Origin of the sequence: Synechococcus sp. CC9605, assembly GCF_000012625.1 — a bacterium.
Classification (GTDB): domain Bacteria; phylum Cyanobacteriota; class Cyanobacteriia; order PCC-6307; family Cyanobiaceae; genus Parasynechococcus.
On record NC_007516.1, the window covers coordinates 160674 to 185554 of the forward strand.

Below are 24881 nucleotides of genomic sequence, written 5' to 3' on the forward strand. Positions count from 1 at the left end.
GATGGTGCCATGAAGGTTGTGGTCATTGACGACGATCCCACCGGCTCGCAGACGGTGCACAGCTGTCCGCTGCTGCTGCGCTGGGATGTCGACACCCTGCGCCAGGGACTGCGCCATGCGTCGCCGCTGTTGTTTCTGCTGGCCGACACCCGGGCGCTAACGCCCATGGCTGCAGCGGAACGCAACCGCGGCATTGCGGCGGCTTTGGATCAGGCGCTGCAACGGGAGGGATTGGCCCGTGATCAGGTGCTGCTTGTGAGTCGTGGCGATTCGACTTTGCGTGGCCACGGGGTGCTGGAGCCGGAGGTCTTGCAGGCGGCTTTTGGTCCCTTTGATGCCACCTTTCATGTGCCGGCGTTCTTGGAGGGGGGGCGCACCACCGTGAATGGGGTGCATCTCCTCCACGGGGAACCGGTGCACACCACGCCGTTTGCCCAGGACCGGCTGTTTGGCTTCAACAGCAGTGATTTGGCCCACTGGCTGCAGGAGAAAAGTGACGGGGCCATTGCCGCGGCTTCGGTGCAGCGCATCAGTGGCCGTGAGCTCGATGCCGGCTGTGGGGCTGGTTTGCCGCTGTTGATCGATCGACTGCGTTCTCTCCAGGGCAATGCATCTGTGGTGGTGGATGCCGAGCGGCAGGAGCAGCTCACTGCTCTGGCTGCAGCGGTGCGCGGCCTTCAAGGGCAGAAACACTTCCTGTTTCGCTCCGCCGCCAGCATGGTGAAGGCCCTGGCGGATCCCGGTCCGCCGCCGCTTGATCCTGAGGGGTTGGCGGGGTTGCGGCTCCCGGCTGTCGATGGAACGCCTCTGCCGGGCCTGGTGATGGTGGGCTCCCATGTGCCCTTGGCGGATCAGCAGCTGGAGCTGCTGCTGGCGGAACCGGGGTGTCATGGGGTTGAGCTGCCGGTGCCGCGCATCGCCCGGGTTCTGGAGGGGCCGACACCTGATCTGCTGCTGGCGGATCTGGAGCGGGTCTGGCTGCAGCAGCTGCGGGCGCTGCTTGATCAAGGCCTGACGCCGGTGCTGTTCACCAGCCGCGGTGAGCTGCGTTGCGCTTCAGAGAACGAGGGCCGGCGCTTGTCCTGCGCTTTGGCGGAGTTGATGGGGCGACTGGCGGCAGCTCTCGCTCCTGATCTGGGCTATCTGATCAGCAAAGGCGGCATCACCACCCAGACGCTATTGGCACGGGGACTGGCCCTCGAGTCGGTGCAGCTGGAAGGCCAGCTGCTGCCGGGTCTGTCGCTCGTGCGTCCGTCAGCGGGATCCTGCAGCGGACTGCCGATCCTCACGTTCCCCGGCAATCTCGGTGGTGCCGGCACGCTGCTGGACGCCTGGCAGCGGATGCAGGCCGGCTGAGGCAGCCAGCAGTTCCATTGGGTGCTGCACCTGGGCCCGATCCCCCAGATGGCGCCGCAATTGCAGGGTGCAACCGATGTTGGCGCTGGCCACCCATTCAGCGCCTGTGCCGCTGAGGTCGTCGGCCTTGATCCGGCCCAGTTCGGCGGCTTCCTCCGGTTGCACCAGGTTGTAGATGCCGGCACTGCCGCAGCACACCCCTGCCTCGGTTGCTTCCCGCAGCTGGATGCCAGGGATGGCGCGCAGCAGTTGGCGGGGCTGGGCCTGGATCCCCTGGCCGTGAATCATGTGGCAGGCGTCATGCATGGCCACGCCGCCGGGAAGCGGTTGCAGTTGGGCCCGGAACGTCTCCAGAAGGCCGCGGTCTGCCAGGAATTCCTGCACGTCCAGCACCAGGGCCCTGAATGCAACTTCGCCGTTCAGCAGCTCTCCGTAGGCCTTCATCGTGTGGCCACAGCCGGAGGCTGCCACCAGCACGGCATCCAGCTCTCCTTGGATCGCGTTCATGCTGCTCACCAAATCCCTCGCCAGCTGGCGGGTGAGCTCCAGCTCCCCCTGGTGGTGGCTCACCGCACCGCAGCAGCCCTGGTCAGGCGGAATCACCACCTCAAATCCGTTGGCCTGCAGCACTTTCACCGTTGCGCTGCTGACGCTGGGATCGAAGCAGCGCTGCACGCAGCCCAGCAACAGCGCCACGCGGCCGCGCCGATCACCGCTGGCGGGATTGATCTGGGGCAGTTGGTCAGTAAAGCTCTCCGGCACCAGGGGCGGCAGCAGCTGCTCCATCGCTTCGATTTCCGGTCCGAACAGACGGGTGAGCCCAGACCGGCGGGCCAGCTGTTGCAGTGGTGTGCCGGCGTAGGCCCTCAAGGGCTGCAGCAGGGCCCGCATGCGCTTGGGGTAGGGCAGCACCTGCAGCAGCAGCTTGCGGAAGCTGGTTTGCCAACTGCTGCGCTGATTGGCCTGATTCAGCTTGGGCCGTGTGGCTTCGATCAGCTGGTCGTAGCGGACTCCCGAAGGACAGGCGGAAACACAGGCATAACAGCCCAGGCAGGTGTCGAAATGGCTGGCGACCGTGGCACCAAAGTCCAGCTCCCCGGCTTCGATCGCCCGCAGCGCATGGATGCGGCCGCGGGGAGAGTCCATCTCACTGGCCAGTACGCGATAGCTGGCACAAGTGGGAAGGCAGAAGCCACAGTGCACGCAGGGATCTGCTGCGCCGGCGGGGAGTCCGGGGAGCTGGGTTGGAGATGAGGAGCCGGATTCGATGCCCATCTACCAATTCTGTCTCCTGACGCAAGTCGATCGCAGCGATCAGCTGGTTTTTTGTTGATTAACGCTGCACTGGAACGTTGGGCCTGGTGTCATTGATTTGGACCATGAATCCTGACGTCTTGGTGGCAGATCATGAGTGATTTGAGCGTTTAAGCCTCTCAGTAGGTGTTGGGTTGTGAATCAAGAGAATTCGCGAATGGATTTTGTTGTTTGCAGGATGCAAGATAGATTCTGACGGATTTGCCAAAGACTATCGCGGTTGATCATTCAGAATTGGTATTGACCCCATTCAATTTCTTGGGCAAAAATATCTTCGATTGTTTTCGCTTGGCCAGGGCTGAGCATATCTCTGTAATGCCTTTTGTCGGTGCGCAAGGTGGATTTCGCTCGAGGTAGTTGCGGGTTGCCGGTAAGGTCTAGCTCCTTGAAAAGATTTTGAATTGTCTCCTGCAAATGTTCATACTTATAGAGTTTTTTGACGAGCATCTTCCCTTGACTGCTGTGAGTTGATCTGCAGGATGTCGCAAAATTTTCAAGCCTGCCACCGTGGATAAAAGTATCTAAATCTAGGGATTGGAAATGTTCACTTTTTTTGAGCTCAAAAAATTTCGAAATAGCGTGATCCCATGGGTTTCGAATAAAGCAAAAGCTGAAATAGCTATCAAAATTAGAAGCGCTAATATACTTTCTTTCTAAAGCGGTCTTGGCCTCAATGTGCGTATGTAGTCCAATCGTTTTGAGCTCGCGATTGGCGCTTTGTTTAAAGGCCTTGCTTTTGGCTTCGATTGCTAGGTATTTCGGTATGTTCCACCAGGGAATAAAGTTAATTGGCCCTTGATAGCCAAGTTCTCGGCGAATTCTTTCGTCTCGTCCTAAGGGCGTTATGACGTCTTTTTTATTGCAGCTGCTCGAGAGCGTAATCGCCGTCGATGTTGAAGCTGTTTTTCGGTTGGCAAAAAATATGAATTTCTTCGAGTGATTGATGATCACGGACGACCTGCTGTTGAGTGTTCAGAAACGGGCGATGACTGCTTCGGCGAAACCGCTGCAGCTCACCGGATCCACTTGGGGCTCCATTAGTCGGGCCAGGTCGTAGGTGACCTGCTTGTCCGCGATGGCGGCACTGAGGCCCGTGGTCACCAGATCAGCAGCTTCCTGCCAGCCGAGGAACTCCAGCATCATCACGCCGCTGAGGATCACTGAACCTGGGTTGATCCGGTCGAGGCCGGCGTGTTTCGGGGCTGTGCCGTGGGTGGCTTCGAAGATGGCGGCGTTCTCGCCGATGTTGGCACCGGGGGCCATGCCTAGGCCACCGACCATCGCAGCGGCGGCATCGGAGATGTAGTCGCCGTTGAGATTGAGCGTGGCGAGGATCGAATACTCCTGAGGGCGGGTCTGGATCTGCTGGAAAATGCTGTCGGCGATGCGGTCATCCACCAGCACCATCTCCTTCCACTTGCCGCCACCGTGGCTGCTGCCGATGGCGTCGATCACCGCCTGCACCTCTGCATCAATTTCAGCCTTTTTCTCCGGGGTCAGGCTGTCGTAACCGGGCTCGATCATTCGGGCGTTGGCCTGAACGCTGAGGTTGGGATCCTTTTCGAGGTTGCAGAGAATCCAGCTTTCCCGCTCGGTGATGCACACGTCGCGGAATTCTGTGGTGGCCAGCTCGTAGCCCCAGTCGCGGAAGGCTCCTTCCGTGAATTTCATGATGTTGCCCTTGTGCACCAGGGTCACGTGGCGCTTGTCGCCCTGAAGACGCAGGGCGTGCTGAATCGCCTTGCGGATGTGGCGCTGGCTGCCGGCTTTGCTCACCGGCTTGATGCCGATGCCGGAACCCTCGGGAATCTGACGCTTGCCCAGCTTGCCGTTGGCGGGGATGACCACCTCGTTGAGATGCTTCCGCAGTGCCTGGCCGACGGCATCATCTGCCTCCCATTCCACCCCCATGTAGATGTCTTCGGTGTTCTCCCGGTAGACGATCACGTCCAGATCCTGGGGACGCTTGTGGGGGCTTGGAGTGCCCTCGTAGTAACGGCAGGGGCGCACGCAGGAATACAGATCAAAGATCTGGCGCAGGGCCACGTTCAGCGACCGGATGCCGCCACCCACCGGAGTGGTGAGGGGGCCTTTAATGGCAACGCCGTAGGCGCGGATCGCCTCGAGCGTGTCCTCCGGCAGGTACTGGTAGGTGCCGTAGAGGTCGCAGGCCTCATCGCCGGCATACACCTTGAACCATTCGATGCTCTTGCTGCCGCCGTAGGCCTTGGCCACAGCCGCATCCAACACCTTCTGGGTGGCGGGCCAGATGTCCACGCCGGTTCCATCACCCCGGATGAAGGGGATGATCGGGTTGTCGGCCACCACGGGTTGGCCGTTCTCGAAGCGGATTGGTGTGCCCTGGCTGGGGGCGGTGAGCTTCTCGAACTGGGCCATGGCGGTTGGTCGGGCGTCAGCAGGCCGAGCCTATGACTGAGCCGGGAGCCCTACGGTTCCAAATAGTGCAGACCGCGCATTGATGGCTAGCGAGCAGGTATGGGTGGTGGCGGCCTGCTTCAACGAAGCCGAGGTGATCAGCGCCTTCATTGAGCGTGTGTTGGCCTTGCCGGAGGTGGACCATCTGCTGCTGATTGATGACGGTTCCTCCGATGCCACGGTTGCTGTGATCCGTGCCTGGCAGCAGAGCCATGCCAATCCTGCCGTCACGCTGTTGGAGCTCACCCGCAACTTCGGCAAGGAGGCCGCGATGCTGGCGGGGTTGGACTACGCCAATGGCCGCTGTGCCGCTGCGGTGCTGATCGATTCCGACCTGCAGCACCCGCCGGAGCGGATTCCCGCCATGGTCCAGGCCTGGCGAAACGGGGCTGAGGTGGTGACCGCGGTGAGGGACGACCGCGATGCCGAAGGGCTCGTCAAGGTGGCCACGGCATCTTGGTTCTATCGGGTGTTCAACCGCTTGGTCGATTCGATCCAGCTTCAGGAAGGGGCTGGCGACTTTCGGCTCTTGAGTGCTCCAGTGGTGGAGGCGGTGACCCAGTTGCGTGAGGCCACGCGCTTCTCCAAAGGCTTGATGCCCTGGACCGGTTACCGCAGCGAGGAGATCGCATACAGCCGGGTGGCCCGCGTCGGTGGCACCACCTCTTGGAGTTCCCTCAAGCTCTGGCGCTATGCCCTAGACGGCATTTTTTCTTTCACGGTCAAGCCCCTGAAGGTGTGGGGCGTGATCGGTGTGCTGATTTCATTCCTGAGCTTTGTCTATGCCGCCCTGATCGTGTTGCGTACCTTGGTCTTCGGTATTGACCTGCCGGGCTACGCCTCACTGATCGTGGCTGTTCTGTTCCTTGGGGGAATACAGCTGATTGGCATCGGCGTGCTGGGCGAGTACATCGGTCGGATCTACATCGATGTGAAACAGCGTCCGCACTATTTCGTTAGAGCTGTGCATCAGGGCTCAAAGCTGTTGCGCTGAGCTCCACTCTTTCTGGCGGTTGGTGGAACTGAAAAAAGCCACAGACTGCTGAAACGCCGCCTGATCCATTCCCGACGCAGCATTGGGGAGGGCTGGGTGGATCAGAACAACCGGCTGCGCAGCACGCTCCTCAGTGATTGAGCTGTAGGCCGTTTCCCAGCAGCGGCGAAAGGCAGTTCCGAACATTGATCCACTGAACAGCACTCCGGCGAAGCGCCGGTTGGTTTGAAGTCCGGCCCGGCGCAGGCGCGGGATGGCCAGCCCGCTCAGCAGTTGCAGAACCAGCCACTTGAGCAGACCTACGCTCTGCAGGCTGCGCCACCAGAGCCTCAATGGCAGGCCTTCCGGCAGGGGCTCTCGCGTCGTACGCACCCAGGTGATTGATTCGTCGCTGGCCAGATCCAGCACCGCATCCAGCACAAGCGGAACCAAATGGATGTGTTGGTGGCCATCGAGCCGGATGTGTTGCAGCCCCGTGAGCTGGCGGTAGCGGCTGATTTGCTGCAGCAAAACCGTGTGCAACTGGGGGGCGATGCGCCGCCGTTGCCATGGCAGGAGGGAGGCCAGCAGCAAGGTCCCGAATCCGGTTGGGATCTCTGGGCAGTTTGGTAGGCGATACCCCTCGGTGAGACAGACATGCAGGCTGAGCGGTGGTGGGTCGGCAAGGTCATGCCACGCCTGCATGGCGGCGGTCGCACTGGGACCATTCACCAGAAGACTGGCCCCCTGAAGCCGCCTGCTTTGGGCCAGATCGAGGATGGCCGCATCGACGCCCTCCGCCAGGCCGAGGTCGTCGGCATGGAGCAGCGGTGGATGCCCCTGCTGGTGCTGGCGGGCCTGAGCACTGAAGCGAGCCGCTCGGCTCCAGATCAGGGCGTTGAGCAGCGTGGGTGTGAACACCAGCACCAGGGTCGGGGCCTGGAGCAGTGGCAGCAGGGCACAGACACTGATGTTGACCACGTATTGCAGCAGCAGCCAGCGACGGGCGAACTGGCGTCCGCCGGTCTCTTCTCGGAACGTCAGCAGTGCATGGCCGAGATATCCCGCGACGGAGGCGGCCAGAAAGGCAATGGGATTGGCCAGGCTCAGGCTCATCCACTGGCCCAGCAGCAGCAGTACGCCGATGTGGACGGCTGCGGCAGTGCCACCCACCAGGCCGTAGCGCAGCATGCGGTTCAGCACAGGCATCATGCGCACCTTCGAGGTGCGTCATTGCAGCGTTGCAGCAGGGCCTCAATCAGCCGCCAGGCCTGCTGTTCGTAGCGCTTGACGAAGTCTTCGAAGCTTTGGGCTGCCGTTTCGTCGGCACCATCGGAAATTACCCGCAGCACCAGCCAAGGCACACCCTCCTGCTCGGCCACCTGCGCGACAGCAGCGCCTTCCATCTCAACGGCCTGCAGGTCGGGCAGGGCATCCCGCAGCGCCTGCAGCACCGCTGGATCTCCGATGAAGCGATCCCCCGTGGCGATCAGACCGCTGCTGGGCCGTGCGAATCCCTTCAGGTCGCCTTCATTGTGGGCCTCAATCAGAGCGGTCTTGGCCCAGTCGAACCAAGGCGGCTGCGGTTGGAGCCGGTCCTGGTTTAGTGCTGGCAGTGTGAACCGTGGGAACAGGGGCCGGGCATCCATGTCGTGCTGCACCACGGCATCAGCCAACACAACATCCCATTGACTCAGGGCCGGATCCGCAGCGCCCGCAACGCCAGTGAACAGCAGCAGATCGATGCTGGGATCGCTGGCGAGCAGGCGAGTGGCGGCCCGCGCAGCGCTCACCTTCCCCCAGCCGCTCCAGGCCAGGCTCAGGCGCACCTCGTCGCCCCATGATCCCCTGTGGATTCTCAGATCGCCGTGGTCGCTGCAGCTCAGATCCTTCAGGTGGCTGAGATCAGAGCCGATCTCCTCCGGCATGGCGCCCAGCAGGGCCAGGTGCAGCGGTTGCGTCATGGTTTCGTGAACCTCGCGCAACCGTAACGGCGACCTCTTGCATCTCCCTCCACACTGTGCGGAATGACGAGGTTGCAGTGAACGCGGGCGAATCGGTGCACAGCATGGCCCGGATGCGAGCGCTTGCATCCACAATCACGCTTGTGCGCCTCCAATTTCCCGCTGCACAGGCCAACCTCAGCCCCTGGCGGGACGACCCGCAGACCCGACAGTGGACTGAGACGGAATCGCTGGACCTCTCGTTTCACTTCCCTGGCTGGAGTCCACGGCTGGAATGCCGCAGTTTGCTGATGCAATTGCGCATCAGCACGGACCGTGGTGACGACCAGCTGCGCCTGTTGGGGGTGCTGATGCGGGGCATGACCTACGACGGCGAACGCTGGCGCCTCGCCACTGTTGGTGAATGGTTGCCGGAAGGCCCCCACCTGCCTCAGCAGCAGCAGGTGAAGCAGCTTCAGCAGATTTGTCGCGAGCTGTTCGAACTGTTTGATCGGAATGCTTCGTCCGAACCAGCGGCGTAACCCTTCGCAACGCTCGTGACCACCCTTGCGTGGACTGCTTATAGGGTCCTTCTATCGGACCAATCAAAAGCAATCATGTCTGTCGCCCTTGCTGCCCAGCTCCGGGAAGGCACGAAAAAGTCGCACACCATGGCTGAGAACACCGGCTTCGTGAGCTGCTTTCTGAAGGGAGTCGTTGATAAGGCCAGCTACCGCAAGCTTGTGGCTGATCTCTATTTCGTTTACTCCGCCATGGAGGACGAGATCAGCAAGCTGACGGATCATCCCGTGGTTGCTCCTGTCGCCATGGCCCAGCTGAACCGCCGTGAGGCTCTTGAGCAAGACCTCACCTATTACTTCGGTGACAGCTGGCAGGACAACATCCAGCCCTCTCCTTCAGCAGCGGCCTACGTCGAGCGCATTCACGCTGTGGCCAAGGACTCTCCCGAGTTGTTGGTGGGTCATCACTACACCCGCTATCTCGGTGATCTCTCTGGTGGACAGATCCTCAAGAACATTGCCCAGAAAGCGATGAACATGGATGGGGATGACGGCCTGCGCTTTTACGTCTTTGACGACATCGCCGATGAGAAGGCGTTCAAGACGACCTATCGCTTTGCGATGGACACGCTGCCGATCGACCAGGCCATGGCCGATCGCATCGTTGAGGAGGCCAATCACGCCTTCCACCTGAATATGAACATGTTCAAAGAGCTGGAGGGCAACCTGGTGGCCGCCATCGGCAAGGTGCTGTTTGGTTTCCTCACCCGCCGTCAGCGGGCCGGCAGCACGGAGGCGGTTGCGGCCTGATTCGCTGCCTAAATCTGTGGCCCCTGCGCTTGTCCGCTTTCTGGTTCCCGGCACAGGTTCCCGGTTCCGGTGTGGCGGACTAAGCGTTGAACAGCAGACCGCCCGCCTGGTGGCGAATCTCTGCCCAACAGAACTGGTCACTTATCGCGAGCGATCACCTGATCATCCGTATCTGGATGACTGTCTTCGCAATGAGCCCCCTGATGCTCAGGTTCTCTGGGTGGTGAGTTGGGGCTTTGATGTTCCTGGCTTGATCAGGCGCTTGAGCGGTCGCAGGGTTGTGTATCACGCCCACAGCAGTCAGTACGGATTTCGTTTGCCGCCGGGGGTTCCTGTGTTGGCCGTCAGTCGGAACACCTTGGGCTATTGGGGGCATCAGGCTCCCCGCAATCCCTTGTTTCTGGTTCCGAATGCCTTGGACCAGGTTTGGCTTGATCGTGGCGACCGTTTGACAGGCCAGCGTCGACCGATCGATGTGCTGGTGCAGGCTCGTAAAAGCAGCCCCTATGTGTTGCATCAGCTGGTGCCGGCGCTGCGCCAGGCGGGCCTTGTGGTGGAGGTTCAGACCGGCTGGGTGGATGACCTGGTCGATCTGTTCAACCGCTCCACGGTCTACCTCTACGACTCTGCAGAGTATTGGCGCGGCCGCGGCGTGACCGAGGGTTTTGGGTTGCCACCGCTGGAGGCGCTGGCCTGCGGCTGCGTTGTGTTCAGCAGCCTGAATCATGCCCTGGCCGACTACGGCGACCCCGGCCACACCCTGCATCAGATCGGTTGTGGGCGGCTGCTTTTCGACGTTGGGCGGATACAGGCTGCTGCAGCATCTCCTCAGCCCTGGCGGCCCTCCCGCGATCGTTTGGAGGCACTCCTGCGGGAGTGTTCGGAAGCTGCGCTGTTGGAGCGCTGGCACGACGCTTTCGCTCAGCTGGATGCTCTCAAGGCTGTTTCAGGTCCACCCCTCAGCACTCCTCCCACGTGGCAGTTACGACTGCAGCAGCTGTTTGCTCGGCTGCAGCGAGTGGTCAATCGGTTGCCCGGCTGGCCTTGCAGATAGTTCAGCCTGATCTTCAACGCGTACGTTCAGATAACAGGTTGATACGTCGGTTCTGGCTTGGGGAAGATGAGCCGCCAGTTTCCAAGATTTTCGCTGCAGAGTCAGACCTGGAAAGATATCTCTGCGCTGCTGGGCAAGTTGCCGGCGAGGCGGAAGCGGTTGGTCGGGTTCGTTCTTCTTGCTTCGTTTTTTCAAGGCATTCTTGATCTTCTTCTGATTGCCTTTTTGGCTCGATTTGTGGGCCTTTTTTCAGGGGCAAAGCTTGCAGACCGTTTGCCTGGGATTTGGGTCTTTGGGGGTGGAATTTTAGATCAAACTGGATGGTTATTGGCATTGTTAATTGCCTCTTTTTGGCTCACATCTTTTGTGCGTTTTTCTGTGTCTTTGATGCAAAGTTTGTTGAGTGCGGAGATATGGAATGATCTTGTTAATCAAGTTTATAAAAATGTTCTTTGTCAGCGATATGAATTTTTTATTGAAAATCGCACCGCAAATCTTTCTGAAAAATTTAATCGAATTCTGAATAGTGTTTCAACAAAAGTTGTCATTCCTTTGATTGCGATTGCTGGCAATGCTTTGTCGGTGACGTCGTTGCTGATTGGAGTTGTTTTTGTTCTTGGCTATCAGGCCTTGGCCATTTTCGCGCTGATGCTTATGGCCTATGCCGTTGCCTCAGTGGTCATTACTCCCTACATGAGGTTGGCGACCAAGCAGCGTGTCCGTTATGGCCGCCGTATCAACCTTTTGCTGATGGAGTCGTTGCGATCCATTCGTGATGTGCATCTTTACTCCGCCGATAAATATTTTGTAACTCGTTTTTCTTCCGATGGCGTTATTGCAAAACGGTATGACCGATTAACGCGACTGCTCCCTGATGTGCCGCGCTTTGTGATTGAGCCTGCCGGAATTTCCATTTTATTTTTAATCGGCTTGGCTCCTGCTGTTTTGAGCGGAGATTCGAGTGATGTGCGTAATGCGATACCTGATTTATTCGCAATCATGTTCACGCTGTTGAAAATTTCTGGACCGCTTCAGAACACATTTCGCAGTCTGAACCGTTTGCGAGGTGGTCTCCCGGAGATTAAAGATGCACTTGATTTGTTGGATTTAAAGCCCGAACGGCTTCTTCTGGCTTCTCCAGGTGTGCCAACCCCGGAAGGGTTGATGCCCCGTCGTCTCATCCAGTTGAAGGATGCCAGTTTTTCCTACCGCCGCAGCGACAAATTAATTCTCGATTCAATTAATATTTCCATTCCGATTGGATCGCGCTTTGCTCTTGTGGGGCGCACCGGAAGCGGAAAAACCACAATTGCCCATCTGCTTTTGGGTTTGCTGCAGCCGTCCTCTGGTGAGCTCATGTTGGACGGTATTCCTGTGAGTCCGCAAGATTTGCCAGCATGGCAAGCCAATTGCGCTTTGGTCCCTCAAGACATTCGTCTTTTTGATGGAAGTATTCGCGATAACGTTGCTTTTGGATTGGATAACGATTCGATCGATGATGAAGATATTTGGTCGGCGTTGAAAACGGCTCAGTTTGATGATGTTGTTGCTCAAATGCCTTATGGCCTTTACACCATGATTGGTGAGAATGGCGTGAAATTATCTGGCGGGCAGCGTCAGCGCCTTGCTCTCGCTCGCGCATTTTATCGTGGCGCCAAAGTTCTTGTTTTGGACGAAGCAACAAGCGCACTCGACAACAGAACTGAGCATGATGTGCTCCAGGCTTTGGATCTAGTTGGGCGTCGTTGCACAACGATTGTGATTGCCCATCGCTTGTCAACGGTTAAAAAGTGCGATCGGATTATTGAGATTGAAAACGGCAGGATCCATGCTCAAGGTGATTTTTTCTCTCTTTGCGAGAAGTCAGAGACGTTCAGAGATATGTACCGCATCGAAAACACTTAATGCCAGATATCGTTCTGCTTTCCACGGCCGACTGGGACCATCCCTTGTGGACGAACAAGCAGCACACCGCGCTTTCCCTGTATCGGGCTGGCCACCGCGTGCTGTACATCGAGTCTCTTGGTTTGCGTCCCCCGCGTGCTGATCGTCAGGACAGGCAGCGGATCGTCAAGCGTCTGAGGCGGATGTTCAGCCCTCCGCGCCAGGTTGAGCCCGGCTTGTGGATCTGGTCGCCGATGGTGATTCCCGGTGGGACACGCGGGGTGTTGATGCGGATCAACCGGATGTTGTTCAGCGGCGCTCTGGCCTGGGTTCTCCGGAGTCTGCGTTTTCGCTCGCCACTGTTGTGGACGTACAACCCGCTGACCGGTCGTTATCTCAACCTCAGACGACGCGCAACAGCCTCGACGTCGTCGATGTTCTCCGCTGCTGTCTACCACTGCGTCGATCGCATTCATGCCCAGCCAGGTATGCCCGCGACCTTGATTGCTGACAGCGAGCGCCAGTTGTGCCGCACGGTGAATGTGGTGTTCACCACGTCTCCTGACCTTCAGGCGTCGTTGATGCGACTGAATGCCTGCACATTCCACTACGGCAACGTTGCCGATCAGGCCCATTTCGCTGCCGCCCTGGATGCGCCCTATGCCCCGGAGCCTCTGGCTGGCATCCCGAAGCCTCGCTTGATGTTTGTCGGCGCGATCGATGCCTACAAGCTTGATTTACCCATGCTGACGTCCCTCGCTCGTCGACGTTCGGAGTGGTCGTTCGTTCTGCTGGGCCCTGTTGGCGAGGCCGATCCGGACACAAGCATTACGGCCCTTGAGGCCTTGCCGAATGTGTACGTCATGGGTTTGCAGCCCTATGCCGATTTGCCGGCATGGCTCGCCCACGCCGATGTGGCTCTGCTGCCCCTGCAGGAGAACACCTACACGCAGCACATGTTCCCGATGAAATTCTTCGAATACCTGGCAGCAGGAACACCCGTTGTGGCCACCCGAATTCCGGCGTTGCGCCCCTACGCCGCTGGAGCGTTGCTTTGCCCTCCGGATGCGGAGGCATTCGATGCCGCTATCGCGACGGCATTGGCGGGTGACGGCCCACCTATACGGCAGCGCTTGGCGCTGGCCGCTGAACACACTTATGAGAGCCGCACCCGCAAGATGCTTGCTGACCTGCAGCGGGAAGGATTGTTGGAAGCGGCCTCAAGTGGTCGCTCGATGCTGCGGGCCCAAGCCCGAACCTGGCCGTTGCAGCGGCTGTTGATGCCGGCCTTGTTTCGCTCGGTGCGGTTGCGCAACCGATGTGGACGCAGTGAAGCCGGACGTCAGCTGTTGGGCTGGATTGACGGGCACCATCCGATTGAGCCGCAGGTGCTTGATGCACAGATTCCCCGGCTAATCCAGAAAGGGCTGTATGCCGAGGCCTTGGCGCTGATGGAGCGGTCCTGGTTGGAGCTCGGCCGCACCGATCACCTTCACCAGCTGTTGTTCCGCCGTGGCGCCAGGCCCAAGGCGCTGGAGGCGCAGATCGCCTTATTTGAGACCCTCGGGTCCAGCACTCGCTTGCCCCTCAGCTACCGCACTTACTGCAGGGTCGTCTCTGCTTACCGCGCTGCTGAAGCCAAGGATCCCCAGCTGATGCGTGCTTCGCTTGCAGCGTTGGACGTTGTGGCAACAGGGCTGGAAAACGATCCCAACACACATTTGTGTCGCCAGGGGAATCGCTTCAACCGCGCCAAGCTGCTGATTTCCTGTTATGCCACCGCGCTGCGGCTTCAGCTCACCCTGGCGGATCGGCCCGGTGCTGCTCGCCTCGGGCGGCGCGCGCTGCAGTTCTGTGCACGCCTCGATCTCACCATGATCGAAACCGATACCTCCTTTCGGCTCACGCGGAATCTGATGCGCGTGCTGGCGATCAATGCTCTTGAGGCCTGGGCTTCAGCGGATGTCGCGCTCTACTGGCAGGCGAGGCAGGCGTTGCAAGCGGTTCATGACCATGCCCATCGACAGGAGCATGACGATCGCGAAGTGCAGGAAGACCATCGTGCCTTCGCCGTCCAGGTGATGGAGCGTGTCGCTTTGATGGACCCCGCCCTTGCTGACGTGGCTGCGAGGCGCCGGGCCACCGAAGATCTGATGCTGTTGCTGTTCCGCGCCAAGATCGTCAACGAGGCCTGGCGGACCGAGCGGTTGCCGGGAGTTTTGCCTTGCTTCGAGGGCTTTCTTGAGCCTCACCCTGCAACGTCGAGTACGCCATGACCCGAAGGGTCGTGCTCTACATCGATTCCCTCAAGACCGGTGGAGCCGAGCGCGTCACTCTTCTGCTTGCACGCTGGCTTGTGGAAGCGGGCTGGCAGGCAACGGTGCTCACCCGTCATGGTGCGTCCCGCGATTTCTATCCCCTCCCGGCGGGTGTCCAACGGTCTGTCGAACCCGGAGATCCGATTTGGTTAAGACGCTTCGGGCCTTTTGGTTTTCCCCTTCGCATGCTGCGGTTGCGCGCATGGTTGCAGCGCCATCAACCTGATCTGGTTGTCGGCATGACCACCCTGCCGGCGATCAAACTGCTGCTGGCGGTGCGGGGCATGGCCTGTCCATGCATCGTCTCGGAACGGAACTTCCCCCCTTTGAAGCGACCGAGTTGGCCCTGGCGGTTGCTGCGGCGGCTCACCTACCCATGGGCCCAGCTGCATCTTGTCCAAACCGAGGCCACGGGGCGCTGGCTGGCCCAGCATTTGAAGGCGCGTCCCCAACTCTGTCTGCCCAACCCCGTGGCCTGGCCTCTGCCCCGGTTTGCGCCCGATCCCGACCCCATCGCTTGGCTCGTTCGCCGGAATGTCGGGGCTGACCAGCAAGTGCTCCTGGCTGTGGGAACCAAATCCCATCAAAAGGGCTTTGACCGCCTGGTCGCCATGTTTGGTCTGTTGGCGCAGCGGCATCCCGCCGCGCATCTGGTGATCCTTGGCCTCGATCAGGGGCCTTATCACGGTGTTGACCAACAGGCCCAGTTGCGCCGATTGCTGCCGCAGGCATCCCACCGCTTGCACTTCCCGGGGCGGGTGGGCAATGTGCAGGATTGGTACGAGCGGGCCGATATGTTCCTGCTCCCCTCTCGCTACGAGGGTTTTCCCAACGTGCTGCTCGAAGCCATGGCCAGCGGCTGTTGTTGCGTCTCGTCCGACTGCCCCCAGGGCCCAGCCGAGTTGATCCGCGATGGCGTTGACGGTCGTTTGTTGGCGAACGATGCCACCCCGGAGACCTGGGCTGATCTGGTGTCGGAGCTGCTAGAGGACTCAGACCAACGCCTGCGCTTAGGGGATGCCGCTTTGGCGGTGAGGCAACGCTTTTCCGAGGAACGCCTGCGCCGGTGTTTCATGCACGGCGTGTTGCAGCTGGTTGGTGATGACTGAATCAGTTTTGGCTGAAGGCCGTGATGATCTCTGGCTGGTGTTGCCACATCTCGGAGCGGGGGGCGCTCAGAAAGTGGCCTTGATTGCCGCCCGTCATTTTGCGGCGCAGGGCTTGAAGGTGAAGCTGGTGACGCTGATCCCGGGGCATCCTGTGGCCCATACCCTTCCCGACGGGATTCCTTGGCTCGAACTGGGGGCGCCGACCCATCGCTCCTGGTGGGCCCGCGCTGGTCGTTTCGCCCTGGCGCAGCTTGACAAGCTCATCCGCCTGTTCTTCCAGCTGCAGTTGCGCTGGTTCGAGGGTTGGTTCCAAACCTGCATCCATCCCGAGGGGCTGGGGCTCGCTATGAGGCTCTTTCATGTCGGCACCGAGGCGACGGCTGGCTTGCGTTTGCGCCAGTTACGCCGGGAGTTCCGTCGTCAGCGGCCCCATCGGGTTTTGGCTCTGCTGACCCGCACCAACATCACCTGTTGTTGTGCCGCTTGGGACTTGCCGATTCACCTTGTTGTGTCGGAGCGCAACGACCCCTCGCTTCAGCTCCTGCCGGAGGTGTGGCAGCGCCTGCGGCCGCTTGCCTATCGCCGGGCCGATGTGGTGACCGCCAACACAGCCGGCGTTCTCTCGGCTTTGGACTCCATGGGGGCCTGGGAGCGGTTGGCCCTGCTGCCCAATCCGTTGCCTGGCGCCTCCAAGGCTGCGGCTCGCGTAGATCAATCGCGGGCCTCTGGCTTCATCAGTGTTGCCAGGTTGGTGCCCCAGAAAGGCCTGGATGTCTTGGTCGCTGCTCTGCCGAAGCTGAGCGGATCCGCAGCTGCATGGCCCGTCAACCTGGTGGGTGATGGGCCCGAGCGTGAGGCGTTGCAGCAACAGGCCAAGGATCTGGGGGTCTCCAGTCGGCTGCGCTTCCTGGGCTTTCGCTCAGATCCAGATCAGTTCCTGGCGGAAGCTGCCGTGTTTGTGCTCCCCTCCCGTTTTGAAGGCATGCCCAATGCTCTGCTGGAGGCCATGGCTGCCGGTCTGGCTGTGATCGTGACGGACGCATCCCCTGGCCCTCTGGAGGTGGTTGAGCCCGGGATCAGTGGATTGGTCGTTCCAAGCGATGATCCTGCCGCTCTAGCGGAAGCCATGCAGGCGCTGGTTTCGGATCCAGACCGTTGCCGGCGGATGGGGGCAGCGGCCAAGGCACGGATTGTTGCGTTGGATTGGCCCCAGTTGGAACCGCTCTGGCGGTCGATCCTGGCGTTGTCATGACCGCTCGTGTCCTGGTATTGGCCCCGACCCGGCGGGCGCGGACGGAAACCTTTGTGCGCGCCAATCTGGCCCGCTTGCCCTTTGCGGTGGAGGCCTGTTTCGGGGATGAGATGCCTTGGCGCGAGCCCCTCAAAGCGCTCTATGGCCTGGCGGTGCTGACCAGCAAAGTCTGCACCCGCTTGGGCTGGCTTCGGCTGGCCACACTTCCCACTTCAATCGTGGCCATGCTTTTGGTGAAACGCCACCGACCGGATGTGGTGATGGTGGAGTTCGGTTTCCATGCCGTCAGGGTGATGGAGCTGGCTCGTCTGGGAGTTCCCTTGGCGGTTCACTTTCGCGGCGCTGATGCCTCAGCGGAGCGCTACTTGAAGCGCCTTGAGCCGCGCTACCGCCGTTTGTTTCAGCTCACCTCGGCTGTGATCGTCAAGAACCAAACGATGCGGAGCCGATTGATCTCCCTCGGAGCCCAGCCGGCACAGCTCGTGATCAGTCCATCCGGTGCCGATGAGCAGCGGTTTCAGGGAGCCACTCCCGCATCCATGCCTCCGCGGTTTCTGGCGGTGGGACGCTTTGTGGCCAAAAAAGGCCCGCTGGACACCCTGGAGGCTTTTGCTCTCCTGCAAGGCCTTACGGACCATGCTGATGCCTGCAGCCTGGTGATGGTGGGTGATGGACCTCTCCTTTCCGTCGTGCAGGACAGGGCTCACCAGCTGGGACTTGAGCATCTTGTTCAGTTCCCAGGCGTGCTTTCGCCGGATGCAGTGGTGCAGGAGATGAGGCGTGCACGGGTGTTTGTGCAGCATTCCCGCACAGCGGAAGATGGTGATGAGGAGGGATGCCCTGTCTCCGTGATGGAAGCCCAGCTTTGTGGTCTGCCCGTTGTGGCGACCCGTCATGGCGGGATTCCAGATGTGGTTGTGGATCAACAGACCGGAAGGCTGGTGGAGGAAGGCGACCGTTGGGGGATGGCGGAGGCCATGGCCTTGCTGGCTGATCGTCCGGGACTTGCCGCTGCTTGGGGGGCTGCCGGTCAACGTCGGACCCAGGCACGATTCACCGTGAAGCACCACGTGGATCAGATCACCATGCTGCTCAACGATCTGGTGGAGCACAGAGCATGAGCAGCAAACGTCTGAAGTTGCTGCTGATCCGGGGGCTCGGCCACAGCGGTACAACCATGCTGGATCTGGCCCTTGGGGCGCATCCACAGATCATCGGCCTGGGTGAAGCGGCACGAATTCTGGCGACGCCAAAGCCGGGGGATGAGCATCGCGGGCCCAGCCAACTTCGTGGTGCCCATCGGTTTGAGCGACGTTGCACCTGTGGGGTCGTTGCGGCGGAGTGCCCCATCTGGGGCCCTCAGCTTGAGTGGCTTCGCCTGCACGACCAAATGCCGATGCAGGAGAAAGTGCTGCGGCTGCTGAAGGGTTCCCCCCACGACGGCGGGGCCGTCTGGCATGTGGATTCGTACCAGGACGATCTGGAGTTGACGCGGTTGCCCGAGGCGATGTTTGACATCCGGATCATCCATCTCGTGCGCGATGTGCGTTCCTGGGTGCATTCCCGCGCCAGGGCCGGCCGCAAGTCCGATCTGCGCTGGCCTGCCATGCGTCAGCTGGCGCGTTGGTGGCGTGTCAACGCCAAGTTCGAACGGTCTTTCCGGCAGTCTCCTTACCCGGTGTTTCATCTGGGGTATGAGGAATTTGCGCTTCAACCCCAGCGCAGTTTGGAGTTGCTCTCCACCTGGCTGTCCATCGATTTTCAGGAGGCGATGCTGGCTCCCGGCCAGAACAGCAGCAGCCACATCCTTGCGGGCAATCGGGTGCGTTTTGATGCGGAGCGCAGTCGAACAATCGCCTACGACGGCGCTTGGTTAGGAGCGCCGGCACCCACGGCTGCCCATCTCGGCTTGCTTTTGCCCAACGTGGCTCGCATGAACCGCCGCCTTGTGTATTCCAACGGTTTGCTGTGACGGGCTGCTGTGCGGTGGGTCGCCTTAGGCGTCTCTCCAGGTCATCGCGGTGGCCCAGTGCTGCTCAACGCCGAGATCCGGACACCGTTCCTGGACCGCCGTCACCAACGGGGTGAAGTGCTGGCCAAGACGGCGTAACACCTCCGTTGGAACAGCTGTGGTGGCCTGACTGGCATTCACCCGGTGGCTCAGTTCAGGGATCTGCTCCGCAATGTTCAGACAGCGGCACAACGCACGGTGGTTGTCTGCGGTGAACAGGGTTTCGTACAAGCCGATGAAGACATGTGATGCAGCGAACCCGTCCTTCAGGGCATCGAGGGTGGCGGGGTAATCGTTCCGAGGAGAGTCACGCTTGAGCAGTTTGAGGCTGGCCTTGTTCAGGTGCTCGATTTCATGCTTGGGCGTGAGCAAGCCCCGCTTGCGCAGTTGCATGCGTTGCTGAGACAAGAACCGTTCCACTGGGTCGCGCATGATGAACACCGCCCGCGTTTGCACGCCCCGTTGCGCGAAGGCCTTCTGGATGCGCTGATAGCTCTCTGCGCTCAACCCGGCGTAAGAGGGAGTGATGTCCCCCGTGAGTCGGATCTGAGGTGGCTTGAGCCGTGATGCGAAGTAGTCGAAGTAGCGCTCAGGTTGTTCCATAAACCGTGCCCTCCGCCAGGTGCGCCACTTCAATGGTGTGGGGTTCTTGGGCCGGAAGGAGGAAAAGTGCTCCAGCTCCAGAGCATCGAAAACGTGGTATTCCTTCAGGAAACCGAAATCAGCATCCTTCCTGCGGTTCAGTTGATCGTGCAGCCAGGAGGTTCCTGCTTTCTGGGCGCCAACGCCGAGCAGAAAGGTTGCGTCAGAGGCCAAGAGGTTCTCCCGTGCCAACAGGCATCAGTTGATGTGCAGGTCTGGCATTCCTTTCACCAGATCATCGATGGCTTTGACCTGCGTCAGAAATGGCTCCAGCTGATCGAGTGGTAGGGCGCTGGGGCCATCGCATCGTGCTTTGGCTGGGTCTGGGTGGGCTTCCAAGAACAAACCAGCCAGACCAACCGCCATGCCTGAGCGGGCCAGGTCAACAACTTGCGTGCGGCGTCCGCCTGAGGCAGCACCACCTGGATCTCTGCATTGCAGAGCATGGGTTACGTCGAAGATCAAGGGCAGGTCGTCGCAGGTGCGTTTCATCACGCCGAAGCCCAGCATGTCGACGACGAGGTTGTCGTAACCAAAGTTGGTCCCTCGCTCGCAAAGCAAAAGCTGTTCATTGCCGCATTCGCGGAATTTGTCCACGATGTTGCGCATCTGCTCCGGGCTGAGGAACTGCGGCTTCTTGATGTTGATCACAGCCCCTGTTTCAGCCATGGCGCGAACCAGATTGGTCTGACGGGCGAGGAAGGCAGGCAGCTGAATGATGTCGGCCACCTTGGCGGCGGCAGCTGCCTCCTCAGGGCTGTGGACATCCGTGATCACCGGGATGCCATGGGTGTCTTTGACCGCCTGAAGGATCTCCAATCCATGTTTCAGGCCGGGGCCGCGGAAGGAGTGAATCGATGAGCGGTTGGCCTTGTCGTAGGAGGCCTTAAAGACGAGAGGGATGTTCAGTCGCTCGCACACATCCTTGTAGTGCTTTGAGCAGCGCAGGGCGAAATCCAGATCTTCGAGAACGTTGACGCCACCAAGAAGGGCGAAGGGGCGATCGTTTGCGAAGGTGATCTCGCCCAGTTGGATCTGCTGCGCCACGGTCTTGAGCGTTCTTTCGGATCGCGCGAGCCTACCCGCCTTCCTTTAGCTGCTCTGCAGACTCAAGCCGATGCTGCGGGGGTCCAGGTTGTAGCTTCCAAGCTTGAAGTCGGCGGTATAGAGATTCGCCACAGCCTGGATGGTTGTAGGGCTGTAGTAGCGCGACAGCTTGCTGGAGGCCTGGGTGAGTTTGCTGTGCTGGTTGCTTTCAATGCGGTGCGGTTGTTGCAGCTGCTCGGAATTGGGCAGCGTTAAGCCTGATTCGGCCAGGGCATTGGGAAGTTCAGTTGAGAGATGTTCAAGCCTGCAAATGCTTTTGAACTGGGATGCGGGCAGGAGCAACGCATCTTTCTGTGGTTTCCAGTGGTGGTTGGCATGCAGTCCGCCGCTTTCGAGGAAGGTGATGAAGGCTTCGAAGCCGGCTTTGCTGTTGTCACCAAATCCTGGGATGGATCCGTATTTGTCTTGAGGGCCGTTAGCGATTTTGTCGAGAAATGCGGATAGTGTCCGCGTCCAGGGATTGCGAACGACCGTAAAAAATGAAGCCTTTTTCAGGCTTGCACGGTCTTGTTTGGTTCTGGACATTTCAACCAGGCTTTTGCCTGTGCCCATGGCACTTCGTTTGGCTTGCTTGTAGTCGTTTTGATGACTGCTTGGGCCTCTGATGGCTTCATCCAGGTAAAGAATGACGGATGAATTGCCGCTTTTAGCGATTCTATTGAAAGCAATGTTGTGTTCTGGGTAAAACACGACGCGATCAAGATTGTCGCGTTTGATCTTTAACGTTTTGCGCTCGATGGCAAGGCTTAAGAGGGCTCGCTGCTCTTGCAACTCTCTGCGGATACGTTTCTGGGTGCGAGAGAAGGGCAAGAAACGTCGGATTGCTGAATGTTGACTTTACTGATGACTGTTGAAGTTCCAGGTCAGAGGGGCGACGCAATCTCTTACGGGAGAGTGGAGGTCGGAGAGGAGGTAGGGCAGGAGGGCACCCAGTCTGTCGTCACAGCCAAACAGCTTTGTCGCCATCTCCTCAACGGATTCGCGTTGGTTGAAGCCGATGTCGCCGATTTTTATTTTCCGATTCGTTGACATGTTGACCTTGACTGCGTTGTCTTTCCCGTTGGGATCTGCAGCGCTTTGGTAGTCCTCGGGCAACAGTGAGTTGATCTTGGCGAGCAAGTCGCTTTGGGCTCCGGTGATGCTTTCGAAAGGCACAAAAAATAGAGGGAACTTGTTTGTCTTTGTTGCTTCGATCCAGCTGCGAATCAGCAGATGAATCTGGGGGAGATAGAGGATGCCCAGGAGGTGGAACAAATCGCTTTCTGAGCGCTGATGGAGGTTCGGGATGCCATCCGTGAGTCCTGCACAGCGGAGGTCGAGGGGGCCGTAGCTCTTGCGTCTGGTGTGGTGAATCAGGGAGCACAACAAGGCGCCGAGGGGGCGCACGGGCATCACCACCGCGGCTGTGCTGTAGCGCCGCTTGAGCTGCTTGAGGTTGTGGTGGGAGGCCGGGTAATGCCCGTAAACCAAGAGACGTTTGTGCGGTTGGTTAAACCGGATCCTGCGCATCCAACGTTCGCGGCGCCCAAGCTCTGGAACGTTCAGGAGCAGGTGTCCGAATCCCTTGGTGGTTTTGTGGCGCACAACCGGCGCATCAAGGTGATTGCTCAGCAGGGCCGCGAGGGTCTGACTGGCACATTTCGGTGGAGCCGGAACGAGAAGCGCGCGCTGTGACCCTTTAGGGGATGGCATCGAGACTTCGCCAGTCATGCGCGGCTGCGTTGGAGGCATCTAAGCACCACTAATCTCCATCCATGAGCTTCTTGGCCGGCCTTAACGACGCCCAACGACGGGCGGTGGACCATCACGAGGGGCCGCTGCTGGTGGTGGCGGGAGCTGGCAGTGGTAAGACGCGCGCCCTCACCCATCGGATCGCTCACCTGATCGGGGAGCATGGTGCCGATCCCGCTCAGATCCTGGCGGTGACCTTCACCAACAAAGCCGCCCGCGAGATGAAGGAGCGGCTTGAGGTTCTTCTGGCACAACGTCTGGCCCAGAGCCAGTACGGCCAGCCCTGGAGCACCCTGCCTCCAGTGGAGCAGCGCCAGCTGCGCTCATGCATTTACAGGGAGGTGACCAAGGAGCTGTGGATCGGCACCTTCCATGCCCTGTTCGCGCGGATGCTCCGCTACGACATCGACAAGTTCAAAGACGCGGAAGGACTCACCTGGACCAAGCAGTTTTCGATCTACGACGAGGCCGATGCCCAGAGCCTCGTGAAGGAGATCGTGACTCAGGAGTTGCAGCTGGATCCCAAGCGGTTCGAGCCCAAAAAGACCCGCTGGGCCATCAGCAATGCCAAGAACCAGGGTTGGCTGCCGGACCAGCTTGAAGCGAATGCGGAAGGCCAGCGGGGCAAGCTCACGGCCGATGTCTATCGGCGTTATCGCAAAGCGTTGGCGGCCAACAACGCCTTGGATTTCGACGATCTGTTGCTGCTGCCGGTTCAGTTGCTCCAGCAGAACGATCAGGTGCGCAGTTACTGGCACCGCCGCTTTCGCCACGTGCTGGTGGATGAATACCAGGACACCAACCGAACCCAGTACGACCTGATCAAACTGTTGGTCACCGATGGCAAGGATCCTCAGGATGTTGAGGACTGGTCAGGCCGTTCCGTCTTTGTGGTCGGTGACGCCGACCAAAGCATCTATAGCTTCCGTGCGGCTGACTTCACGATCCTGATGGGGTTCCAGGACGATTTCGGCGATCAGGCGCCGGATGACTCCACTCAGACGATGGTGAAGTTGGAGGAGAACTACCGCTCCACCGCCACCATCCTCGAGGCGGCCAATGCCCTGATCGCCAACAACAGTGAACGGATCGACAAGGTGCTCCGTCCCACGCGAGGTGAGGGGGAGCTGATCACCCTCACCCGCTGTGACGACGAGATCGCCGAGGCGGAAGCCGTGGTGCACCGCATGCGCACGATGGAAGCGGCCAACCCCGAGCTCAGCTGGGGGGATATGGCGGTGCTGTACCGCACCAATGCTCAGTCCCGGGCCATTGAGGAATCCCTGGTGCGCTGGGGGATCCCTTACATCGTGGTGGGGGGGCTGCGCTTCTATGACCGGCGCGAGATCAAGGATCTGCTGGCCTATCTGCGGCTGTTGGTGAATCCGGCTGACACCGTCAGCCTGCTGCGGGTGATCAACGTTCCGAAACGGGGCATCGGCAAGACCACGATTCAGCGCCTCACCGATGCGGCCAATCAACTTGGGATTCCGCTGTGGGACGTGGTGAGTGACCCCGAAGCGGTGCGCTCCCTCGGCGGCCGTTCGGCCAAGGGTCTGCTCCAGTTTTGTGACTTGGTTAACGATCTGAAAGCCCGCAGCCGTGACGTGGCCCCATCGGAATTGATTCAGCAGGTGATGGAGAAGAGCGGCTATGTCAGTGAGTTGATTGCGGATGGCACCGATGAAGCGGAGGAGCGACGCCGCAACCTGCAGGAACTGGTGAATGCCGCTCTCCAGTATCAGGAGGAAAACGACGAGGGTTACCTGGAGGGATTCCTGGCCACGGCGGCCTTGTCTAGCGATGCGGACAGTAAAGACACGGCAGCCGATCGCGTCACCTTGATGACGCTCCATAGCAGCAAGGGACTGGAGTTCCCGGTGGTGTGCCTGGTGGGTCTGGAGCAGGGCCTGTTCCCCAGCTACCGCTCCCTGGATGATCCGGCTTCACTGGAGGAAGAGCGTCGGCTTTGTTATGTGGGCATCACTCGCGCGAAGGAACGGCTGTTCATATCCCACGCCTGTGAACGTCGTCTCTGGGGTGGCATGCGTGAAGCGGCTGTGCCCTCTGTTTTCCTTTCGGAGCTGCCGGAGGCCCTGATCCAGGGCGACATTCCGCAGACCGGAGGGGCGGCGCTTCGGCGTGAACGGCGCCTGGACCGGCTCACGCGGGTGGACCGCGACAAGCCCTCATCGGCCCCTGCCAATGCCGTGCGTCGCCGCCAGGCTGGCCCAGCTCCTGGCCGCAGCTGGCAGGTCGGCGATCGGGTCATCCACGCCAGCTTCGGGGTTGGCGAAATCACCCACACCTTCGGCAGCGGCGAGAAGGTGTCGATTGCGGTCAAGTTTGCGGGGATGGGCCCCAAGATCCTTGATCCGCGCCTGGCGCCGATTGAACCCGTGACCACCGCTTAATCTCCT

Annotated in this window: 21 protein-coding genes; 12 read left to right on the top strand and 9 right to left on the bottom strand. The window is 60.0% G+C overall.

Annotated elements, in window-relative coordinates; all coding sequences use genetic code 11:
* The first annotated feature begins 9 nt into the window (after window positions 1–9).
* Window positions 10–1356, top strand: a complete 1347-nt coding sequence (locus SYNCC9605_RS00790) for a four-carbon acid sugar kinase family protein (RefSeq protein ID WP_011363193.1) — start codon at window positions 10–12, stop codon at window positions 1354–1356.
* Here SYNCC9605_RS00790 and SYNCC9605_RS00795 read toward each other — a convergent pair.
* The 3 genes from SYNCC9605_RS00795 to SYNCC9605_RS00805 form a co-directional block, all read right to left on the bottom strand.
* The gene (locus tag SYNCC9605_RS00795) at window positions 1255–2631 is read right to left on the bottom strand and encodes a (Fe-S)-binding protein (RefSeq protein WP_011363194.1); all 1377 of its coding nucleotides are present in this window, start codon (window positions 2629–2631) and stop codon (window positions 1255–1257) included. The two genes, SYNCC9605_RS00790 and SYNCC9605_RS00795, sit on opposite strands and share 102 nt — an antisense overlap.
* 267 nt (window positions 2632–2898) lie before the next feature.
* A complete protein-coding gene (locus SYNCC9605_RS00800; RefSeq protein ID WP_011363195.1) occupies window positions 2899–3621 on the bottom strand; it encodes a sulfotransferase family 2 domain-containing protein in 723 nt (240 codons plus the stop codon).
* A 21-nt stretch (window positions 3622–3642) separates the two neighbouring features.
* Window positions 3643–5067 carry an NADP-dependent isocitrate dehydrogenase gene (locus SYNCC9605_RS00805; RefSeq protein WP_011363196.1) on the bottom strand — a complete coding sequence of 475 codons (1425 nt, stop codon included), beginning with the start codon at window positions 5065–5067 and terminating at the stop codon, window positions 3643–3645.
* Between the two features lie 82 nt (window positions 5068–5149).
* On the opposite strand from SYNCC9605_RS00805, the gene SYNCC9605_RS00810 reads away from it, so the two are divergent.
* Window positions 5150–6100, top strand: coding sequence for a glycosyltransferase family 2 protein (locus SYNCC9605_RS00810; RefSeq protein WP_011363197.1), 951 nt, complete (start codon window positions 5150–5152; stop codon window positions 6098–6100).
* On the opposite strand, the gene SYNCC9605_RS00815 is transcribed toward SYNCC9605_RS00810, so the two are convergent.
* The gene (locus tag SYNCC9605_RS00815) at window positions 6083–7291 is read right to left on the bottom strand and encodes a ChbG/HpnK family deacetylase (protein ID WP_257929992.1); all 1209 of its coding nucleotides are present in this window, start codon (window positions 7289–7291) and stop codon (window positions 6083–6085) included. The two genes, SYNCC9605_RS00810 and SYNCC9605_RS00815, sit on opposite strands and share 18 nt — an antisense overlap.
* Window positions 7288–8043 carry a 5'-methylthioadenosine/adenosylhomocysteine nucleosidase gene (locus SYNCC9605_RS00820; RefSeq protein WP_011363199.1) on the bottom strand — a complete coding sequence of 252 codons (756 nt, stop codon included), beginning with the start codon at window positions 8041–8043 and terminating at the stop codon, window positions 7288–7290. Before SYNCC9605_RS00820 ends, SYNCC9605_RS00815 begins: the two co-directional genes overlap by 4 nt.
* A gap of 104 nt (window positions 8044–8147) precedes the next feature.
* Between SYNCC9605_RS00820 and SYNCC9605_RS00825 the strand changes: the two genes are divergently transcribed.
* From SYNCC9605_RS00825 to SYNCC9605_RS00865, 9 genes are all read left to right on the top strand, one after another.
* Complete coding sequence (locus tag SYNCC9605_RS00825; protein WP_011363200.1) at window positions 8148–8564, top strand: hypothetical protein; 417 nt, start codon at window positions 8148–8150, stop codon at window positions 8562–8564.
* Window positions 8565–8639: 75 nt separating this feature from the next.
* Window positions 8640–9353, top strand: coding sequence for a heme oxygenase (biliverdin-producing) (locus SYNCC9605_RS00830; RefSeq protein WP_011363201.1), 714 nt, complete (start codon window positions 8640–8642; stop codon window positions 9351–9353).
* A gap of 16 nt (window positions 9354–9369) precedes the next feature.
* Entirely contained in the window at window positions 9370–10407 is a 1038-nt protein-coding gene (locus SYNCC9605_RS00835) for a glycosyltransferase (protein ID WP_011363202.1), read from the top strand.
* A gap of 66 nt (window positions 10408–10473) precedes the next feature.
* Complete coding sequence (locus SYNCC9605_RS00840) at window positions 10474–12312, top strand: ABC transporter ATP-binding protein (RefSeq protein ID WP_011363203.1); 1839 nt, start codon at window positions 10474–10476, stop codon at window positions 12310–12312.
* Complete coding sequence (locus SYNCC9605_RS00845) at window positions 12312–14567, top strand: glycosyltransferase (RefSeq protein WP_011363204.1); 2256 nt, start codon at window positions 12312–12314, stop codon at window positions 14565–14567. The genes SYNCC9605_RS00840 and SYNCC9605_RS00845 overlap by 1 nt, the downstream gene beginning before the upstream one ends.
* Entirely contained in the window at window positions 14564–15718 is a 1155-nt protein-coding gene (locus tag SYNCC9605_RS00850; RefSeq protein WP_011363205.1) for a glycosyltransferase, read from the top strand. The genes SYNCC9605_RS00845 and SYNCC9605_RS00850 overlap by 4 nt, the downstream gene beginning before the upstream one ends.
* Window positions 15711–16970 (top strand): glycosyltransferase, encoded by a 1260-nt coding sequence (locus tag SYNCC9605_RS00855; RefSeq protein WP_011363206.1) that lies wholly within the window; start codon window positions 15711–15713, stop codon window positions 16968–16970. Before SYNCC9605_RS00850 ends, SYNCC9605_RS00855 begins: the two co-directional genes overlap by 8 nt.
* On the top strand, window positions 16967–18091 hold the full coding sequence (locus SYNCC9605_RS00860) for a glycosyltransferase (protein WP_011363207.1): 1125 nt from the start codon (window positions 16967–16969) through the stop codon (window positions 18089–18091). Before SYNCC9605_RS00855 ends, SYNCC9605_RS00860 begins: the two co-directional genes overlap by 4 nt.
* Entirely contained in the window at window positions 18088–18942 is an 855-nt protein-coding gene (locus SYNCC9605_RS00865; RefSeq protein ID WP_011363208.1) for a sulfotransferase, read from the top strand. Before SYNCC9605_RS00860 ends, SYNCC9605_RS00865 begins: the two co-directional genes overlap by 4 nt.
* 24 nt (window positions 18943–18966) lie before the next feature.
* On the opposite strand, the gene SYNCC9605_RS00870 is transcribed toward SYNCC9605_RS00865, so the two are convergent.
* From SYNCC9605_RS00870 to SYNCC9605_RS00885, 4 genes are read right to left on the bottom strand one after another with little or no spacing between them, the layout of a single operon-like run.
* Complete coding sequence (locus SYNCC9605_RS00870; protein WP_011363209.1) at window positions 18967–19797, bottom strand: sulfotransferase family protein; 831 nt, start codon at window positions 19795–19797, stop codon at window positions 18967–18969.
* Between the two features lie 24 nt (window positions 19798–19821).
* Window positions 19822–20670, bottom strand: coding sequence for a 3-deoxy-8-phosphooctulonate synthase (gene kdsA, locus SYNCC9605_RS00875; RefSeq protein WP_011363210.1), 849 nt, complete (start codon window positions 20668–20670; stop codon window positions 19822–19824).
* A 45-nt stretch (window positions 20671–20715) separates the two neighbouring features.
* Window positions 20716–21540 (bottom strand): sulfotransferase family protein, encoded by an 825-nt coding sequence (locus SYNCC9605_RS00880; protein WP_011363211.1) that lies wholly within the window; start codon window positions 21538–21540, stop codon window positions 20716–20718.
* A gap of 27 nt (window positions 21541–21567) precedes the next feature.
* On the bottom strand, window positions 21568–22440 hold the full coding sequence (locus tag SYNCC9605_RS00885) for a hypothetical protein (RefSeq protein ID WP_156782939.1): 873 nt from the start codon (window positions 22438–22440) through the stop codon (window positions 21568–21570).
* A 44-nt stretch (window positions 22441–22484) separates the two neighbouring features.
* Between SYNCC9605_RS00885 and SYNCC9605_RS00890 the strand changes: the two genes are divergently transcribed.
* Window positions 22485–24875 carry a UvrD-helicase domain-containing protein gene (locus SYNCC9605_RS00890; protein ID WP_011363213.1) on the top strand — a complete coding sequence of 797 codons (2391 nt, stop codon included), beginning with the start codon at window positions 22485–22487 and terminating at the stop codon, window positions 24873–24875.
* The last annotated feature ends 6 nt before the right edge of the window (window positions 24876–24881 follow it).

Bases quoted from the DNA above. Each gene is read 5' to 3' on its own strand.
- SYNCC9605_RS00860 (WP_011363207.1), top strand. From the start codon at position 16,967: ATGACCGCTCGTGTCCTGGTATTGGCCCCGACCCGGCGGGCGCGGACG.
- SYNCC9605_RS00790 (WP_011363193.1), top strand. From the start codon at position 10: ATGAAGGTTGTGGTCATTGACGACGATCCCACCGGCTCGCAGACGGTG.
- SYNCC9605_RS00810 (WP_011363197.1), top strand. From the start codon at position 5,150: ATGGCTAGCGAGCAGGTATGGGTGGTGGCGGCCTGCTTCAACGAAGCC.
- SYNCC9605_RS00805 (WP_011363196.1), bottom strand. From the start codon at position 5,067: ATGGCCCAGTTCGAGAAGCTCACCGCCCCCAGCCAGGGCACACCAATC.
- SYNCC9605_RS00830 (WP_011363201.1), top strand. From the start codon at position 8,640: ATGTCTGTCGCCCTTGCTGCCCAGCTCCGGGAAGGCACGAAAAAGTCG.
- SYNCC9605_RS00825 (WP_011363200.1), top strand. From the start codon at position 8,148: ATGGCCCGGATGCGAGCGCTTGCATCCACAATCACGCTTGTGCGCCTC.
- SYNCC9605_RS00855 (WP_011363206.1), top strand. From the start codon at position 15,711: ATGACTGAATCAGTTTTGGCTGAAGGCCGTGATGATCTCTGGCTGGTG.
- SYNCC9605_RS00820 (WP_011363199.1), bottom strand. From the start codon at position 8,043: ATGACGCAACCGCTGCACCTGGCCCTGCTGGGCGCCATGCCGGAGGAG.
- SYNCC9605_RS00815 (WP_257929992.1), bottom strand. From the start codon at position 7,291: ATGATGCCTGTGCTGAACCGCATGCTGCGCTACGGCCTGGTGGGTGGC.
- SYNCC9605_RS00885 (WP_156782939.1), bottom strand. From the start codon at position 22,440: ATGACTGGCGAAGTCTCGATGCCATCCCCTAAAGGGTCACAGCGCGCG.
- SYNCC9605_RS00865 (WP_011363208.1), top strand. From the start codon at position 18,088: ATGAGCAGCAAACGTCTGAAGTTGCTGCTGATCCGGGGGCTCGGCCAC.
- SYNCC9605_RS00850 (WP_011363205.1), top strand. From the start codon at position 14,564: ATGACCCGAAGGGTCGTGCTCTACATCGATTCCCTCAAGACCGGTGGA.
- SYNCC9605_RS00845 (WP_011363204.1), top strand. From the start codon at position 12,312: ATGCCAGATATCGTTCTGCTTTCCACGGCCGACTGGGACCATCCCTTG.
- SYNCC9605_RS00890 (WP_011363213.1), top strand. From the start codon at position 22,485: ATGAGCTTCTTGGCCGGCCTTAACGACGCCCAACGACGGGCGGTGGAC.
- SYNCC9605_RS00795 (WP_011363194.1), bottom strand. From the start codon at position 2,631: ATGGGCATCGAATCCGGCTCCTCATCTCCAACCCAGCTCCCCGGACTC.
- SYNCC9605_RS00840 (WP_011363203.1), top strand. From the start codon at position 10,474: ATGAGCCGCCAGTTTCCAAGATTTTCGCTGCAGAGTCAGACCTGGAAA.